Annotated in this window: 20 protein-coding genes; 7 read left to right on the forward strand and 13 right to left on the reverse strand. The window is 67.9% G+C overall.

Annotated elements, in window-relative coordinates:
• Positions 1-4 precede the first annotated feature (4 nt).
• The 3 genes from AU198_RS25335 to AU198_RS25345 form a co-directional block, all read right to left on the reverse strand.
• Positions 5-457 carry a nitroreductase/quinone reductase family protein gene (locus AU198_RS25335; RefSeq protein WP_064351342.1) on the reverse strand — a complete coding sequence of 151 codons (453 nt, stop codon included), beginning with the start codon at positions 455-457 and terminating at the stop codon, positions 5-7.
• 131 nt (positions 458-588) lie between these two features.
• Complete coding sequence (locus AU198_RS25340) at positions 589-1611, reverse strand: sensor histidine kinase (RefSeq protein WP_064351343.1); 1023 nt, start codon at positions 1609-1611, stop codon at positions 589-591.
• Positions 1611-2312: a response regulator transcription factor gene (locus tag AU198_RS25345; RefSeq protein ID WP_064351344.1), complete on the reverse strand. Its 702-nt coding sequence runs from the start codon at positions 2310-2312 to the stop codon at positions 1611-1613. Before AU198_RS25345 ends, AU198_RS25340 begins: the two co-directional genes overlap by 1 nt.
• 102 nt (positions 2313-2414) lie before the next feature.
• On the opposite strand from AU198_RS25345, the gene AU198_RS25350 reads away from it, so the two are divergent.
• Both AU198_RS25350 and AU198_RS25355 read left to right on the forward strand, forming a co-directional pair.
• A complete protein-coding gene (locus AU198_RS25350) occupies positions 2415-3071 on the forward strand; it encodes a glycosyltransferase family 2 protein (protein ID WP_064351345.1) in 657 nt (218 codons plus the stop codon).
• Positions 3072-3088: 17 nt separating this feature from the next.
• The gene (locus tag AU198_RS25355; protein ID WP_156431749.1) at positions 3089-3730 is read left to right on the forward strand and encodes a TIGR04282 family arsenosugar biosynthesis glycosyltransferase; all 642 of its coding nucleotides are present in this window, start codon (positions 3089-3091) and stop codon (positions 3728-3730) included.
• Between the two features lie 41 nt (positions 3731-3771).
• Here AU198_RS25355 and AU198_RS25360 read toward each other — a convergent pair whose 3' ends face one another.
• Together AU198_RS25360 and AU198_RS25365 are read right to left on the reverse strand one after the other, a co-directional pair.
• Positions 3772-5127 (reverse strand): hypothetical protein, encoded by a 1356-nt coding sequence (locus AU198_RS25360; RefSeq protein ID WP_064351346.1) that lies wholly within the window; start codon positions 5125-5127, stop codon positions 3772-3774.
• Between the two features lie 66 nt (positions 5128-5193).
• The gene (locus AU198_RS25365) at positions 5194-5808 is read right to left on the reverse strand and encodes a pyridoxamine 5'-phosphate oxidase family protein (protein ID WP_064351347.1); all 615 of its coding nucleotides are present in this window, start codon (positions 5806-5808) and stop codon (positions 5194-5196) included.
• 76 nt (positions 5809-5884) lie between these two features.
• On the opposite strand from AU198_RS25365, the gene AU198_RS25370 reads away from it, so the two are divergent.
• Entirely contained in the window at positions 5885-6226 is a 342-nt protein-coding gene (locus AU198_RS25370) for a DUF3140 domain-containing protein (RefSeq protein ID WP_064351348.1), read from the forward strand.
• Here AU198_RS25370 and menE read toward each other — a convergent pair.
• Both menE and AU198_RS25380 read right to left on the reverse strand, forming a co-directional pair.
• The gene (menE, locus tag AU198_RS25375) at positions 6223-7350 is read right to left on the reverse strand and encodes an o-succinylbenzoate--CoA ligase (protein ID WP_231744778.1); all 1128 of its coding nucleotides are present in this window, start codon (positions 7348-7350) and stop codon (positions 6223-6225) included. The two genes, AU198_RS25370 and menE, sit on opposite strands and share 4 nt — an antisense overlap.
• 68 nt (positions 7351-7418) lie before the next feature.
• Complete coding sequence (locus AU198_RS25380) at positions 7419-7721, reverse strand: DUF3349 domain-containing protein (RefSeq protein ID WP_064351349.1); 303 nt, start codon at positions 7719-7721, stop codon at positions 7419-7421.
• A gap of 223 nt (positions 7722-7944) precedes the next feature.
• Between AU198_RS25380 and AU198_RS25385 the strand changes: the two genes are divergently transcribed.
• From AU198_RS25385 to AU198_RS25395, 3 genes are read left to right on the forward strand one after another with little or no spacing between them, the layout of a single operon-like run.
• Positions 7945-9207: an inorganic phosphate transporter gene (locus AU198_RS25385; protein WP_064351350.1), complete on the forward strand. Its 1263-nt coding sequence runs from the start codon at positions 7945-7947 to the stop codon at positions 9205-9207.
• Between the two features lie 13 nt (positions 9208-9220).
• Entirely contained in the window at positions 9221-9505 is a 285-nt protein-coding gene (locus AU198_RS25390; RefSeq protein ID WP_064351351.1) for a hypothetical protein, read from the forward strand.
• 13 nt (positions 9506-9518) lie between these two features.
• Entirely contained in the window at positions 9519-9821 is a 303-nt protein-coding gene (locus AU198_RS25395) for a DUF3349 domain-containing protein (RefSeq protein WP_064351407.1), read from the forward strand.
• Between the two features lie 10 nt (positions 9822-9831).
• Here AU198_RS25395 and AU198_RS25400 read toward each other — a convergent pair whose 3' ends face one another.
• The 4 genes from AU198_RS25400 to AU198_RS25415 all read right to left on the reverse strand — a co-directional run bounded on the left by AU198_RS25400 (position 9832) and on the right by AU198_RS25415 (position 13292).
• Complete coding sequence (locus AU198_RS25400) at positions 9832-10203, reverse strand: VOC family protein (RefSeq protein WP_064351352.1); 372 nt, start codon at positions 10201-10203, stop codon at positions 9832-9834.
• Positions 10204-10222: 19 nt separating this feature from the next.
• Positions 10223-11764, reverse strand: a complete 1542-nt coding sequence (locus AU198_RS25405; protein WP_064351353.1) for a long-chain-fatty-acid--CoA ligase — start codon at positions 11762-11764, stop codon at positions 10223-10225.
• On the reverse strand, positions 11765-12649 hold the full coding sequence (locus AU198_RS25410) for an SDR family oxidoreductase (RefSeq protein WP_064351354.1): 885 nt from the start codon (positions 12647-12649) through the stop codon (positions 11765-11767).
• Positions 12650-12710: 61 nt separating this feature from the next.
• Positions 12711-13292 (reverse strand): TetR/AcrR family transcriptional regulator, encoded by a 582-nt coding sequence (locus AU198_RS25415; RefSeq protein WP_064351355.1) that lies wholly within the window; start codon positions 13290-13292, stop codon positions 12711-12713.
• Positions 13293-13437: 145 nt separating this feature from the next.
• Between AU198_RS25415 and AU198_RS25420 the strand changes: the two genes are divergently transcribed.
• Positions 13438-14382: an oxygenase MpaB family protein gene (locus tag AU198_RS25420; RefSeq protein ID WP_064351408.1), complete on the forward strand. Its 945-nt coding sequence runs from the start codon at positions 13438-13440 to the stop codon at positions 14380-14382.
• Here AU198_RS25420 and AU198_RS25425 read toward each other — a convergent pair.
• Positions 14373-15284 carry a 1,4-dihydroxy-2-naphthoyl-CoA synthase gene (locus AU198_RS25425; RefSeq protein WP_064351356.1) on the reverse strand — a complete coding sequence of 304 codons (912 nt, stop codon included), beginning with the start codon at positions 15282-15284 and terminating at the stop codon, positions 14373-14375. The genes AU198_RS25420 and AU198_RS25425 overlap by 10 nt on opposite strands.
• Positions 15281-15730: a nitroreductase family deazaflavin-dependent oxidoreductase gene (locus AU198_RS25430; protein WP_064351357.1), complete on the reverse strand. Its 450-nt coding sequence runs from the start codon at positions 15728-15730 to the stop codon at positions 15281-15283. Before AU198_RS25430 ends, AU198_RS25425 begins: the two co-directional genes overlap by 4 nt.
• Between the last annotated feature and the right edge of the window lie 3 nt (positions 15731-15733).

Raw genomic sequence — 15733 nt, forward strand, 5'->3', positions numbered from 1 at the left:
ATCGTTAGGCGTCGAACGTGATCCGCACCGAGATCGGGTCGCTTTCCATTGCCCGCATGGTCAACGCCGTCGCCGACTGACCGAGCCTGCCCGCGCCGCCGAAGCTACGGGCGCGGGCGCGGACGTCGTCATGGGGTTCGAATGTCGCGGTGCCCGTGCGCCATTCGCCGTTGACGCGCACCCGCACATGAGGGTCCGCGGCGATGTTGTAAGCCCAGCCCGCGCGGCGGCCGTGCTGGGAGATCACCCACACACCGGTGTCGTCGGCGCGGCCCGCCAGCGGCACGAGCCGCGGTTCCCCGCTCTTGCGGCCGATCGTCTCCAGTTCGACCACCAACGACGAGCGGATACCCACGCGGTCGAGCGCGGCGACCACCGGGTTCATCAGGACGCGACCCAGTTGCCGCTCGAACTTGAATTTGCGCACCGCCTTGTCGGCGCTCCGTGTAGTGGGCATCGGGAACCTCCTCGTGGGATCTGGTAAACGACGATAATTGAGTGATCACTCAAAAACAACCCCGAAACGTCGAACAACAATTCACGGTCGTGAAAAGTCAACGACCAGGGATGCTGTTCGGCGACGAGAAGTCAGTCGGCCGCCAGCGGCAGCCGCACCTCGAAGCGTGCGCCGTTGCCCAGGTTGCGCGCCGACAACGTCCCGCGATGGGCCTGCACCAGCCCCGCGGCGATCGCGAGCCCCAGCCCCGACCCGCTGGGCAGCGACGAATCGGCGCGCGGCACGCGGTCGTTCGAGCCGCGGTAGGCGACGTCGAACACCCGCGGCAGGTCGGCCTCGTCGATCCCGACACCGGTGTCGTCGACGCGCGCCCACGCACCGTTCTCGTCCGATCCCAGCGACAACGACACCCGACCACCCTCCGGGGTGTGCGCGATCGCGTTGGCCACCAAATTGGACAGCACCCGCACCAGCGCGCGGTCGCTGCCCAGCACCCGGACCGGCGCCTCCGGTAGTTCGGCCGTCAGCGCCACACCCGCACGCGCGGCGGCGATCCGGTGCGCAGTCAACACGTCGTCGACGACCTCGTCGAGCGCTACCCTGTCGAACACCGGCTGGACCGCACCCGCGTTGATCTTCGACATCTCGAACAGGTCGTCGACCATCTCAGACAGCCGGACCGATTCCTGCTCAATGGTTTTCGCGTGTACGCGAACTTCGGCGTCGGGTACCACACCGTCGGCGATCGCCTCGGAGACCGCCCGGATCCCGGCCAGCGGGGTCCGCAGATCATGGCTGACGAACGCGACCAGCCGTCGACGCGACTGCTCGGCGGCCCGCTCCGACTCGCGAATCTCCTGCTCCCACACCGTGCGGCGGGCCTGATAGCGCGCCAGCATCACCGCGGCGGGGATCGTCACCACCGAGACGATCACCAGGACGATCGCGGTCTTCTCGAAGGTTTCGGTGATCATGAAACCGCTCGCGCCGAGCACCCCGGTGAACGTCGCCAGAACCGGGATGAGCACCAGCGCCACCATGCTCACCGCCAGCGACCACGACCGCGCCAGCCGAATGATGAGCGCGCCCGCGAGCACCACCGGAGCCGAGCATGCCAGCGCCAACCCGATGATCTCCCAGAGGTCGGACGGCACTAGGCGCTCTGGCCTTCCGGCGAGCGGGCCTCGCTGCTCCACAGATAACCGCGGCCCCACACCGTCTGCACCCGGTGGTGCTCACCGAGCTTGGACCGCAGCCGCTTGACGTGCACGGTCACCGTCGACAAGTCGCCGAAGTCCCAGTGCCACACCTGCTTCAGTAGCTCCTCGCGGCTGAACACGACGTCGGTGTGAGTGAGGAAGAACAGCAGCAGGTCGAACTCGCGGTTGGTCAGCGACACCGGCGCTCCGTCGACGGTCACGGTGCGTGCGGCGGTCGACACGGTCAGCCCGCCGACCGTGATGTCCAATGCCCGCCGACCCGTCGGTGCGGGCGCGCGCCGCAGCACCGAACGCACCCGCAGCGCCAGTTCCCGAGGGCTGAACGGTTTGGTCAGGTAGTCGTCGGCGCCGGCCTCCAGGCCCGCGATCCGATCGTCCTCCTCACCGAGCGCGGTCAGCAGGATCACCGGCACCGCGTAGCCGCCGCGCCGACGCAGGTTGCGGCACAGCGTCAGCCCGTCGGGACCGGGCATCATCACGTCGAGCACCGCGACGTCGATGTGTTGGGAGCCGAGCAACCGCAGGGCCTCGGCTCCGTCGTGCGCGATCGCGACGTCGAGCCCGTCGCGCTCGAGATAGCGACGCACGACATCACGCACGACGCTGTCGTCGTCGGCAATCAATACGCGCGTCACAGTTCCCGAGGGTAGCCCCGTGTGGCGACTACCTGCGCCGATGTCACGGATTCGTCATTGATCCACTGGTGGGCGCCCCCGGCGGCTGGCTAGCCTCGACCCATGCCCGCCTGTCCGGTGACCGTGGTGCTTCCGTGTCTCAACGAGGCGCAATCACTGCCCGGCGTGCTGGCGGCGATTCCGGACGGATACCGGCCGCTGGTGGTCGACAACAACAGCACCGATGCGACCGCGCAGGTGGCACTGGAGCATGGAGCGCAGGTGGTCGCCGAGAAGCGCCCGGGTTACGGAGCCGCGGTGCACGCCGGGGTGGTGGCGGCCACGACGCCCGTCGTGGCGGTCTTGGACGCCGACGGCTCACTGGATCCTGGCGACCTGCCCGCTCTGGTCGACGAACTGCACCGGGGGGCCGACATGGCGATCGGGCGGCGCCGACCGGTGCCGGGGCTGAAGTGGCCATGGCATGCCCGCCTCGGTACCGCGGCGGTGTGCTGGCGGCTGCGGCAGCGCCACGGCCTGGCGGTACACGACATCGCCCCGATGCGGGTCACGCGCCGCGACGCTCTGCTCGATCTCGGCGTCAGCGACCGCCGCTTTGGGTATCCCCTCGAACTGCTGGTCCGCGCTGCGTCCGCCGGGTGGCGCGTCGTCGAGCGCGATGTCGACTACCGCGCGCGCACCGGCGGCAAGTCCAAGGTCAGCGGGTCGGTGCGCGGCAGCGCGGTTGCGGCCTTCGACTTCTGGCGGGTGATCTCGTGACGGTGCCGGCGGTGACGATGTTGGTGGTGGCCAAGGCCCCGGTGCCCGGTTTGGCGAAGACCCGGCTCGCCGCGACGATCGGCGACACCGCCGCAGCCGACCTGGCCGCCGCCGCGCTGCTCGACACCCTCGACGCGGTCGCCGCCGCGCCCACCGCGGGAAGGGTCGTCGCGATGACCGGCAACCTTCAGCAGGCAATCCGGTGCGACGAAATCACCGGCCGCCTGGCTGAATTCACGGTGATACCTCAACGCGGCGCCGACTTCGCCGAGCGATTGGCCAACGGGCACGCCGACGCTTTTACCGGCGACCCCGTATTGCAGATCGGCATGGACACCCCGCAGGTCACCGCCGGCCTGCTCGCCGACTGCGGCCAAGCGCTGATGGGAACAGACGCGGTACTCGGTCCCGCGACCGACGGTGGGTGGTGGGTGTTGGGCGTTTCGCACCCGTCCATGGCCGAATGCCTGCGGAGCGTGCCGATGTCGCGACCGGACACCGGCGCGTTGACCCTTGCCGCGTTGCGCGGCAAGGGAATAGATGTCGAGACGGTCGACGAGCTCGCCGACTTCGACACCGTCGACGACCTCGACGCGGTGCGCCGGCGCTGCGCACCGGACAGCCGGTTCGCCCGAGCGGTTGAAGCCGTGCTCGCCTGATGCATCGCCGAGACCGAGGGTCTCGCAGTGACCCGCGACCGTCACCAGTTCGTCAGGATGAAGTGATTGAGCAGCAGAGCACCCACCACGTTGGCGCCAAGCCACCAGCGATGCGACCGCGGCGGTAGCAGCGCCCCGGCGGCGGTCAGCCAGACGGTGAACGGCAGCCAAATACGTTCGGTCTCAGCCTTACTCAACATCGACAGGTCGGCGAACAGGATCGCCAACAGCGCGCCGAGAAGAATCATCGGTAGGCCGGGCCGACGCCGGATCGCCCCGATGTCAAACAGCCTGCCCAGACCGGCCACGCTGCCGAGGCCGATCGCGCACACGACGGAAGCGAAGTTCGCCCAACCCCAGTACTGGAACGGCCGATCGTTGGCGATGCCCTGCCAATAGCGTTCCTGCACCAGGTGATAGCCGTCGAACCACCAGAACCCCAACGCCGCGAACACCGCCACCACGACAAGGACGACCCCGAGGGCCGATACCGCGGCACGGGCCCCGGCCCGCCAGTCGGACGCGCACATCAGCACCGCCAGCGCCGGTAAGGCCATCAGGACCAGGCCGTAGTTGAGGAACAGACCCCAGCCCAGCAGCAGACCGGCCCCGGCCGCGGCGAGGACGGGCCACCGCGCCGTGCCTCCGATCGCCGTCGCCAGCAGCGCGATACCCCACGCCGCGACCCCCGCGAAGTAGCCGTCGGCCGACACCGCGATCCAGATCGCCGTGGGCGCAACGGCGACGAACGGGGCCGCCAGCCGCGCGGTCGCTTCCCCTGCCAGTGCACGGAGCGCGACGACGATGGCGGCCGCCGCGCTGGATCCCACCAGCAGGCACAACAGGCCGGCCCACGCGCCACCGCCGAGCCCGATGCGGTCCAGCCAGACGAAGGTGAGCAGCGCACCGGGAGGATGCCCCGATACGTGGGTGATCCACGAATCAGGTTGGTAGTCAAGGATTCTGTCGGAGAAGGTCCGCAGTGCGTGGGGTATGTCGGTGACGGTGGGAACCTGACGCAGATACTCGTGGCGGGCGGCCAGCCTGCCGGCGAAACCGCGCTGCCAGCCGTCGATCATGGCCAGTGAGAACGCCCATGCACACGCCGTCGCCCATGCCGCCCACGGCAGAGCACGCCACGTCAGCCGTTGCGCGATCATGGGCCCCCACATCACGACCGCGCCGCCGATCACGACCGCCGGGAGCGTCCCCCACCCGATGTGTGCGTTCCACCATCCGAAGATCGGCGCGGTGTCGGCGAACTGGCGGATGCGCGCGGGTGTCGCATTGATCAGTGGCGTGACGATCACCAGGTTCAGGTGCGGCACCACGAACGCGGCGGCCACCAGCAACACACCGACGGCCGCCGCCACGATCTCCTTGCGACTGGTCGACATTCCGTCACCCTATTCGCCGAGCCGTCCTTGGGGTGGTTGCTGCCGGAACGCGGTTTCGCGCGCTGGTCAGTACAGCCGGGTGCGGGTGTTCTCGTCGCTGTAGTACTCGTCGAGCTGGGCCTGACTCCAGTCGGGTCGGATCGACTTGAGTAGCTGGGCGACGCTCGGCAGCGCCGACGGGTTCCACGTCGACGGGTCCCAGGCTTCCGAACGCAGAAAAGCCTTGGCGCAGTGGAAGAACACCTCTTCGACCGCAACCTCCAACGCGAGGATCGGGCGCTTGCCCTTGACCGCAAGCGCGTCGAAATAGTCGGCGTCCGCGACGATCTTGGCGGTGCCGTTGATGCGCAGGGTGTCGCCGCGGCCGGGGATCAGGAACACCGTGCCGACATGCGGATTCTGCAGCACGTTGAGATAGCCGTCGACCCGTTTGTTGCCCGGCCGCTCGGGAATCGCGATCGCGGTGTCGTCGATGACGTGCACGAAGCCGGGCGGATCGCCCTTGGGTGACACGTCGACCCGACCGCGCGCATCCGTCGTCGCGACGAAACCCAGCGGCGAGTGGGCGAGCCAGTCACGCTGTACCGGTGACAGGCGGTCCCTGACCTTGTTGGCGACGTAGTGGTCCGGGGGCCCGACGATGGCCCGCAACTCGTCGACCGTGTTGACTTCGCGACGCATGGGTCCATCATGCTCGACCGCGCAATGGGTTAACCCCGCCGGTCGTCGGGTAGCCGAACGGGCGGAGGTGAGTGCAATGGCACACCACGTCGAGGTCGATGCCGAGCTGTGGGACGAATTTCACCGCGTGGTCAACATGACGTCCCGCGAGCTGCTGGACTGGCTACGCACCCGCTCGGCCGCCGAGGACTCCGAAGAGATGCCCGACCAGTCGGGGACCAAGACCGGCCGCGCTGTGCTCGAGATCCTGCAGAAGCGGTCGGTCGACCTCACCGACGAGGACGAGCGGGTGATGCGCAAGGTCGTCGACCGCGTTCACGCCGAACGCGGCGTCGATCTCGAGCCCACGGCCGGCCAGGAGAACTGGCGGCACAGGCTCATGACGATCGGCCACGACCCGCTCAAACCCGTGACCTAGCTCTGGAACCGGGCCGCCAGCGCGCGCCGGTCGATCTTGCCGATGCCGCGCCGCGGCAATTCGTCGACGACGTGGAACTCGCGCGGTGCCGCGGTGGTATCCAGGGTCGCGGCGACGTGCTCGCGTAGTTCGGCGTCCGTGGGGGAGTCACGACCGGCCACGAGTACGACGGCCGCCACCACCCGCTGACCCAGCCGCTCATCGGGCACCCCGAACACCGCGCATTCGGCCACCGCATCGTGGGTGGCCAGGACCGCCTCCACGATCTGGGGCATGATGGTCAACCCGCCGCTGCCGATCGCGTCGTCGACCCGGCCGAGCACCGTCAACCGGCCCTCGGCGTCGACGACTCCCACGTCGTCAGTGCGGAACCAGCCCGCATCGGCGAAGGGATCGGGGTCCACCGGGTTGCGGTAGCCCTTCGCAAGTGTCCGGCCGCCCAACACAATCCGGCCCGCGTGTGATGTCGCCGGCTGCCCGGCTCCCCCGCCCGATGTCGCCGGCTTCGCGCCGTCGAGGATCCGGACACGCACGCCATCCAACGGCACACCGTCGTACACACATCCGCCCGCGGTCTCGCTCATACCGTAGGTACGCACGACCGAAATCCCCGCGGCGGCAGCACGTTCGGCCAGACCCGCCGGCATCGGGCCGCCGCCGATCAGGACGGCGTCCAGCGCGGCCAACGCGTCGGCCGCCCGCTCGTCGCGCAGCGCTTTGTCGAGTTGTACGGCCACCAGCGAGGCGTACCGCCGTCTGGAGCCCAAAGCTTTGATGGCAGAGGGTAATTCGGAAGGGTCGAAGGAGGGCGCCAAGGCCACCGGTGTGGTGCCCGCGACGACACTGCGGACCAGCACCTGAAGTCCCGCGATGTGATGCGCGGCCAATGCCAGCAGCCAGCGTCCCGGTCCGCCGAGCCGGTGGTGTGTCGCCTCGGCGCTGGCGGTCAAGGCGGCGGGGGTCAGCATCGCGCCCTTGGGGATTCCGGTCGTGCCGGATGTCGGCACCACCACCGCCACGTCGTCGTCGATATCCGCCCCGCATCGTAAAGCCGTTGTCAAAAACGACGATTCGCGGTGATCCTCGGCGGGCACCGGCAGCACGGCGGCGCGACCGGCCAGCATGTCGTGCACGACGGGCAGCAATGACAACGCCGCGGCGCCGGACCCGACCGCGACCGGGCGCAGGACGGCTATGGGTCACCCTCCGCGTCGCGTGGATCATCGAGGGGCCAGCCGCGGACCGCCAACCGTTGGCGAACCCGCTCCACATCCTCGGACGTGGGCAGCGCATCGGTGATCTGGGTGATGAGGACCCCGATATCGGCATCGTCGAAATCGCCGTTTCGCTTGAGCTCCATGGCGACGGTTCGCACCTCGTCCTCGGTGAGGCGCCGCCGCAGCAGCGAGAACAGCGGCACCCGGTCCGGCCCGGGCACCCCCTCGGGGTAACCCGCCGTGATCCACGCGACAATTTTGGCCAGAAACTTCGTCACTGTGCCCTCCCGCGTGTCGCATCGGGTCTACCCACTGTCGATTGGATGATGCTAGTGCGCGACGGAACAAAGAGAAGTTTGGCGCCGGTGGCAAACACTCGACCGCCGGCGGGTGAACAATGGGTGAACACATGGCCCGAGACGGCGAAATGCCAGATGACACGCCGGTCGAAGAGCGTTGAAGATTAGGTGAAACGACCGCTATGGCCCCAGAATTAGCCCCGTGAGCGCTGAGTTGATCGTCCTCGTGCTGTTGATCACAACCGCACTGGCCTTCGACTTCACCAACGGATTCCACGACACCGGCAATGCGATGGCCACGTCGATCGCCACCGGCGCACTCAAGCCCAAGACCGCGGTCCTGCTGGCCGGCATTCTGAACCTGGTCGGCGCATTCCTGTCGGTCGAGGTCGCAGTCACGGTGACCACCTCGGTGCTCAACGTGCAGGACGGCCAGACGGGCGCCCTGCTGCCCACGATCGACGCGTCGACCGGCTTGACGATCATCTTCGCCGGGCTGATCGGCGGCATCCTGTGGAACCTGCTGACGTGGTTGTTCGGCATCCCGTCGAGTTCCTCGCACGCGCTGTTCGGCGGGCTGATCGGCGCCGGCCTGGCCGCGATGGGCACCGCCGGAGTCAACTGGAGCGGCATCAGCCAGAAGGTGCTCATTCCCGCGATCGCCGCGCCGGTCATCGCCTGCCTGGTGGCCGCCTGCGGCACCTGGCTGGTGTACCGGATCACCCGCAAGGTGGCCGAGCGTCGCCGCCGGGAGGGCTTCCGCTGGGGCCAGGTCGCGACCGCCTCGCTGGTCGCGCTGTCGCACGGTACCAACGACGCGCAGAAGACGATGGGCGTCATCGCGCTCGCGCTCATCACCACCGGGCACCTGACCGGCGACGTGAAGGAGAACGGCCTGCCGTTCTGGGTCATCTTCAGCTGTGCGGTCGCGATCGGCCTCGGCACGTACCTGGGCGGCTGGCGCGTCATCCGCACCCTGGGCAAAGGCCTGGTCGAGATTCAGTCACCGCAGGGCTTCGCCGCCGAAGCATCCTCGGCTGCAATCATTCTCAGCTCGAGCGCCGCGGGCATGGCGTTGTCCACCACCCACGTCGCCACCGGTTCGATCCTGGGCAGCGGCGTCGGCAAGCCGGCGGCCGAAGTGCGCTGGGCGGTCGCGGGCCGCATGGCCGTGGCCTGGTTGATCACCCTGCCGGCCGCGGGACTCGTTGGCGCACTGTCGTTCTGGCTGGCGCATGGCGTCGAGGCGCTCACCGGGTCGGGCCTGGCCGGTGACGGGTTCATCTTCCTGGTGTTGGTCGGCCTGTCGTTCTACATGTGGTGGCGCGCCCAGCAGCAGAAGGTCGACCACACCAACGTCAACGCCGAGTGGGACGCCGCGACCAACTCCGTGGTTCCCGCTGAACTGCGGGCCGCCATCGAAGAGGCCATGCCCGAACCCGCCAAGCCGGCCGCGACGGTGTAGCAGAGGAACGCCGATGACCTATCTCGAGAGCATGCTGAAGGTATTGGTGGTCGGGCTGGTCCTGGGCGCGGGACTGCCCGCGTTGTTCGCCACCGGATTGATGGCCTTCTCCAGCGGCGTGGGTGACGAGTCCGCCGACGGCACCGTGACCGCGCCCAACCCGGCCCGCAAATACCTCGGCATCGGTTTGTTCGTCTTCGTCGCATGGGTGATCGTCACCGCGGTGCTGTGGATCACCCGGGCCACGATCATCCACCACACGGGAATCGACCTGTTCCCCTTCATGCCGCAGAAATGAGATGTGCCGCACCATGACCGAGAACCGCACCGTGCTGGACAGCGTGCTCAACTGGCTGCGCCGCGGGTATCCGGAAGGCGTGCCGCCCACCGATTACTTCCCGCTGCTCGCGTTGCTGAAGCGCTCGCTCGCCGAGGACGAAGTGGTCAGCGCCGCGCAGGCGGTCCTCAAGGGCGCCAGCTCGGACATCGTCACCGAAGACGACATCCGCGCGGCGATCCACCGGGTCACCGCGCAGGAACCGAATCCCGAAGAGATGCACCAGGTTGCGTCGCGGCTGGCCTCCGTCGGCTGGCCGCTGGCGCCGGCGCGCTGAGTCCAGCGCATCACCGCCGGGTGTCGCGGCGCAGCGGGTGGGTCTCGGGCACCTGGACGAAGATCAGCAGTACTCCGTCGGGGTCGTTGACATGCATCTCGTGCAGACCCCACGGTTCCTCGCGGGCCTCCCGCGCGATCGGCACACCCCGACCCGACAACTCCTTCTCGGTGGCGTACACGTCGCGCACCTGAAGCCACATCGTGCCGCCCGCACGCGGGCCACCGTGACCGGCGAGTTCGATCAACGACTGGCCGGCGTAGAAAACCGTGCCCGCACCGTAGTCGCGGGCGATCGCCAGCCCCAGCTCGTCGCGGTAGAACGTCAGCGAACGCTGGTAGTCCGCCGGCCGAATGAGCATCCGGCTGGCCAGAATCTCCATGACATCGTGTCTATCACGCTCAGCCGATCCGCCGCCCGACACCGTCCCAGTAGGGTTCGCGCAGCGCACGCTTGAGGATCTTGCCGCTCGGAGTGCGGGGCAGGTCCTCGGCGAACGACACCGACTTGGGCAACTTGAAGCCCGCCAGCCGCTCGCGTGCGTACGCGATCAACCGCACTTCGCTGGGGGAGCAGCCCGGGGCGGGCACCACGACAGCCTTCACCGCCTCACCCCACGTCGGGTCCGGCACACCGATCACCGCCACATCGGCGACGTCCGGGTGCGTCATCAGAACGTTCTCGACCTCCGTCGGGTACACGTTCTCACCGCCGGAGACGATCATGTCCTTGACCCGGTCGTGCAGGTACACATAACCCTCGGCATCGACGTAACCGGCGTCGCCGGTCTTCAGCCAGCCGTCAGGGGTGACGGTCGCCGCCGTCGCCGCGGGGTTGTTCCAGTAGCCGCGCATGTTCTGGCGGGAGCGTGTCCACACCTCGCCGACCGCGCCGGTGGGGACGTCGCGGCCCCCGTCGTCGACGATGCGCACCTCGACCCAACCGAACGGCTTACCGCAGGAGCGCAGCAGTTCGGGGTCGTGACGGTCCAGTTGGGTGATGGATCCGGTGGTTTCGGTCTGCCCGTACACCTGCAGCAGATCGCAGTTGAACCGTTCGAGCGCCCGGACCAGGACGTCGTCGGTGATCGGCGATGCGCCGTAGACGATGGCGCGCAGGGCCGAGAAGTCCGTCGTCGCGACCCCCGGGGTCTCCAACAGGCGCTGAATCACCACCGGAACCAGCAGCATGTTCGTAATGCCGTGCTGCGCAACGGCATCGAGGATGGCCGACGGGTCGACGTCGCGAAGCACGACCGTACGCGCACCTTCGCACAGACCCACCAGTGCCCAACCCGAGCCCGCCATGTGGAACATCGGCATCACGGCCAGGCTCACGCTGTCGGCGTCGAAGCGCCACTTGTCGGCGATCCCGGTGGCCTTGCAGAAGTAGTTGTCGTTGGTCAGCATCACACCCTTGGGTGAGCCGGTGGTGCCGGAGGTGTACATCAAGAACGCGATATCGTCGGGTTGCGTTGTGACGCAGGGGTCCTCGGCGGGATAGGTGCTGATCCAGCGATCGAAATCCGGCCAACGGGGATGCTCACCGACGGCGACGACGAGAGCATCCAACCGGTCCTCGATCGCCTCCATGTGATTGAAGAATTCGGCGCCGACGATCACCACTTTCGCGCCGGCGTCGTCGATGATGTGCAACATCTCCGGTGGGGCCAGCCGCCAGTTGACCGGCACCACGACCGCGCCGAGTTTGGAGAGCGCACAAGCGACTTCGAAGAACTCGATGCCGTTCTTCTCGACGAACGCGACCCGGTCACCGAACCCGACACCGGCGGCGCGCAGCGCCTGGGCCGCCCGGTTCGATCGGGTGTCGAGGTCGCCGAACGTCGCGGTGCGCTCGCCGGAGATCAACGCGACGGCGTCGCGACGTTCGGCGCCGAAGACGCGTGCGATGTCGGCGACGGTCGCGATGTCAGGGTGCGGCATCTACTTGTTCGGTTGTACGCGTTGCCGTTTCATCACGGCATCGACGACCGCGGGCGCGAAGCTGTTGAGCACCTGGGCGCTGACGGCCATCCGCGGCGCGATCCGCACGGGCCGGGTTCTGGCGGCCGTGATCATCCAGTCGGCGGCCTCGTCGGAGGACAGCCCGGGCAGGCCGTCGTAGGCGCGGGTGGGGGCGATCATCGGTGTGCGCACCAGCGGATAGAACAGCGTGGTGGAGTGCACTCCGTCGGCGCTCCATTCGGTTTCGATGACGCGGCTCACCGCGGTCAGCGCCGCCTTCGAGGCGTTGTACACCGAGAACAACGGCGACGACTCGCTGAGCACACCCCAGGTCGACACGTTGATGATGTGGCCGTCGCGCCGCTCGCGCATGCCCGGCGCCAGGCCGCGGATCAGTCGCAGCGGTCCGTAGTAGTTGAGCGCCATGGTGCGTTCGACGTCGTGCCAGCGTTCCAGCGACTCGGCCAGCGGCCTGCGGATCGACCGGCCGGCGTTGTTGATCAGGATGTCGACGCCCCCGAGCTCCGTGGTGACCCGCTCGACCAAGCCGTCGACCGCGTCGAGGTCTGACAGGTCACAGGCGTGCGCCCAGGCGTCCCCGCCCTGATCGACGATCCGCTCGACCAGCGCGTCCAGCAGCTCCTGGCGGCGTGCGGCCACCACGACGGTGGCTCCGCGGCGGGCGAACTTCTCCGCGGCCGCTTCGCCGATGCCCGATGACGCGCCCGTGAGCAGGATGCGCTTACCGCGCAGGTCGACGATGTCGCGGCCGCGCTGGTACTGCAGCAACTCGGGGACCACCGGCGGGCGCATGGTGGTCAGGACGAGTTGATCGGCCAACCGCCGCAACGGGCTCTTGCTCACGAGCGGTGAGTCTAGGTGAGGCGTTTGTGAGTGAAAACGTTCGCTCATCGATCGAATTCACTCACAAATCGCGCGTGCGGCCCGGGCCGCCGGCCAGCAGGCCCGACGAAGCGAACTTCAGCCCGGCTCGCAACTCGTCGAGGCGGATCGGGTCCTCGGACTCGATGTAACGCAGTGTCGTCGCCACCGTCATGTTGAAGAACAACCACGCCAACGCCTTTGGGCTGAGCTCGTTGCGGTACTGGTCGTGGTAGTGGTTCATGTGCAACGTCGACATCGCCACGAGCGTGGCGTTCAGGCCCGAGATGCTCTCGAACGCGCGCACATGGTCCGGCCGTTCGGCGAGGTACCGAAGCAGGCCGCGGTTGGCGATCGTCACGTCGACGAGGAAGTCGATGGAGGCCGCCATCGCCTCGGCGGGCTGGGCGAGCGTCACGTCCCGTAGCCGTTCCTCGATGACCGGTGCCTGCGAGGCGGCGAGGTGTTCGATGGCGGCCTCGAGGATTTCGTCCTTGTCGGCGAAGTACTGATAGATCGATCCCTTACTGACCCCCGCGCGATCAGCGATCAGGTTCGTCGTCACCTGCGCGGGGTCGGTGGTCAGGAGCAGACCGGCCGTGGTCTCGACGATTTTTGCGACCATCTCACGAGAGCGCTGCTGCTTCGGCGTCTTACGGCGTGCTGACCTGCGTTTATCGCTGCTCACGAGCGCCCCTTACGCGACTTGAATGCGACCCGACGGTCATATTAACCTCGCCTGACTACCTGGAATGGAGGTGGACACCGCCATGACCGCCACTTCGGACATAGACCTGTCCGTCGACGACGAGCCGATCGAACTGGTCCCGCCGGATTCGCTGACCGCCGAGCACACTGGGCGTTGGACATTCCTGATCTTCGAGGGCGCGGCGTTCATGATGCAGGCGATGCATCCCGTCATCGCCGAGGTCACCGGCCGCTACTCGGCGGCATTCCACGGCGATCCGGGCGGGCGCGCGATCCGGTCCATCGACTCGGTGCTGCGGTGGACGTACGGCGGCACCGAAGCCGTCGCCGAGGGAAACCGGGTCAGGGCCATGCACCGGCCGATGACGATGAAGAGCGCGGAGACCGGCAAACAGATCAGCGCCCTGAATCCCGAGGCGTACCAATGGGTCATCTGCACCGGCTACATCGTCAACGTCCACGGCGCTCGCCTGTTGATCGGGCGCGACTTCACCGACACCGAGAAGACGCAACTGCTGCGCGACAACCGCCGGCTGGCGCGCCTGCTGCATGTGCCGATGCGCGACTATCCCGAGACCGATCAGGAGATGACCGAGTACTTCGAGTCGATGATCGACAAGCTCGAGGCCACCCCGCAGGCCCGGAAGCTGATGGACGACCTGATCACCGGCACGATGGAGATGCCGCCGTCGGTGCCGAAGCTGTTCTATCCGCTGATCAAGGCCATGCTGCGGCCGGTACTCCGCTTGAACTACCTGTCGATCGTCGGGCTGCTCGACCCGCGCCTACGCGCCAAGCTCGGCGTGAGTTGGAGCCCCGAAGAGGAGCGTCAGCTCAACCGCATCTACAAGGCGATCCGCATCGCCTACCGCGTACTTCCCGACCGGCTGACGTACTTCCCGCTGGCCTACCACGCCCGTAAGCACCACCAGTGCCTGGAGAAGATGGCCGAGCGGCAGAAGAAGTCGTTCGCCTACCGGGTGCCGAGCGCCGTCGCTCAGAAGTAGCGCGGGAAGGCGCTCCAGTCGGGGTCCCGCTTCTCCAGGAACGCGTCGCGGCCCTCGACCGCCTCGTCGGTCATGTACGCCAATCGCGTTGCCTCACCGGCGAACAACTGCTGACCCACGAGGCCGTCGTCAGTGAGGTTGAACGCGTACTTGAGCATCCGGATCGCCTGCGGCGACTTGCCGTTGATCTCCGACGCCCACTGCAGTGCCACCTTCTCCAAATCGGCGTGGTCGACGACCGCGTTGACCGCACCCATCGCGTGCATCTGCTCCGCGGTGTACGCGCGGCCGAGGAAGAAGATCTCGCGGGCGAACTTCTGGCCTACCTGCTTGGCCAGATAGGCGCTGCCGTAGCCGCCGTCGAAGCTGCCGACGTCGGCGTCGGTCTGCTTGAACCGGGCATGCTCGCGGCTGGCCAGCGTCAGGTCGCATACCGCGTGCAGGCTGTGTCCGCCGCCGGCCGCCCACCCGTTGACCAGACAGATGACCGGTTTGGGCATGAACCGGATCAGCCGCTGCACCTCGAGGATGTGCAGGCGCCCGGCGCGCGCCGGGTCGACGGTTTCGGCGGTCTCGCCCGATGCGTACTGGTAACCGCTGCGGCCGCGGATCCGCTGATCCCCGCCGGAGCAGAACGCCCATCCACCGTCCTTCGGCGAGGGGCCGTTACCGGTCAGCAGCACCACACCGACGTCCGATGACATCCGCGCATGGTCCAGGACGCGGTACAGCTCGTCGACGGTGTGCGGCCGAAACGCGTTGCGCACCTCGGGCCGGTCGAACGCAACGCGCACCGTCGGCTGCGCGACACCGTCGACGACCTGACGGTGGTAGGTGATGTCGGTCAGCTCGAAACCGTCGACGGCTTGCCACAGCGATGGGTCAAAGGGGTTGTCACTCACGGGGTTACCTTATCGATGCGGAAAACCGGGCAGCGGCCCGCGAGCGCTTCGAACTCGTCGGGGTCGGGTCCGGTGACCAGCCCCGCGCCCTTGATGAAGTCCACGCCGGTGGGCACCTTCGACGGGAACTCCCGCAGCAACGGTCGTGCCTCGTCGATCGGCATCTCCACCATCCGCACCCGTTCGCTGCGGCGGCCGATGTGCAGGGTGACCTCACCGGCGGCCCTGACGTTGGCGGCCCAGTCCGAGCCGGGTACTCCGCCGACGACGTAGCGCTGCCCGTCGACCTCCATCGGGGTGACCGGGGTCTTGCGCGGCTTACCGGTCTTGCGGCCGGGCGCCTCGAGCACGACCGGGCCCTTGTCGCCCAGGATGCCCAGCTTCTGCAGGCCGATCATCACCTTGTTGACGTACTTCAGCCACCAGGGCAGGCGAATGTCGGACATGGC

The sequence above is a fragment of the Mycobacterium sp. GA-1199 genome (assembly GCF_001500045.1).
Taxonomy (GTDB): Bacteria; Actinomycetota; Actinomycetes; order Mycobacteriales; family Mycobacteriaceae; genus Mycobacterium.

Coding starts and splice junctions, on each gene's coding strand:
- AU198_RS25390 (WP_064351351.1), top strand. CDS start 9,221: ATGACCTATCTCGAGAGCATGCTGAAGGTATTGGTGGTCGGGCTGGTC.
- AU198_RS25405 (WP_064351353.1), bottom strand. CDS start 11,764: ATGCCGCACCCTGACATCGCGACCGTCGCCGACATCGCACGCGTCTTC.
- AU198_RS25360 (WP_064351346.1), bottom strand. CDS start 5,127: ATGTCGACCAGTCGCAAGGAGATCGTGGCGGCGGCCGTCGGTGTGTTG.
- AU198_RS25365 (WP_064351347.1), bottom strand. CDS start 5,808: ATGCGTCGCGAAGTCAACACGGTCGACGAGTTGCGGGCCATCGTCGGG.
- AU198_RS25395 (WP_064351407.1), top strand. CDS start 9,519: ATGACCGAGAACCGCACCGTGCTGGACAGCGTGCTCAACTGGCTGCGC.
- AU198_RS25350 (WP_064351345.1), top strand. CDS start 2,415: ATGCCCGCCTGTCCGGTGACCGTGGTGCTTCCGTGTCTCAACGAGGCG.
- AU198_RS25400 (WP_064351352.1), bottom strand. CDS start 10,203: ATGGAGATTCTGGCCAGCCGGATGCTCATTCGGCCGGCGGACTACCAG.
- AU198_RS25415 (WP_064351355.1), bottom strand. CDS start 13,292: ATGGTCGCAAAAATCGTCGAGACCACGGCCGGTCTGCTCCTGACCACC.
- AU198_RS25430 (WP_064351357.1), bottom strand. CDS start 15,730: ATGTCCGACATTCGCCTGCCCTGGTGGCTGAAGTACGTCAACAAGGTG.
- AU198_RS25370 (WP_064351348.1), top strand. CDS start 5,885: ATGGCACACCACGTCGAGGTCGATGCCGAGCTGTGGGACGAATTTCAC.
- AU198_RS25355 (WP_156431749.1), top strand. CDS start 3,089: ATGTTGGTGGTGGCCAAGGCCCCGGTGCCCGGTTTGGCGAAGACCCGG.
- AU198_RS25335 (WP_064351342.1), bottom strand. CDS start 457: ATGCCCACTACACGGAGCGCCGACAAGGCGGTGCGCAAATTCAAGTTC.
- AU198_RS25420 (WP_064351408.1), top strand. CDS start 13,438: ATGACCGCCACTTCGGACATAGACCTGTCCGTCGACGACGAGCCGATC.
- menE (WP_231744778.1), bottom strand. CDS start 7,350: ATGCTGGCCGGTCGCGCCGCCGTGCTGCCGGTGCCCGCCGAGGATCAC.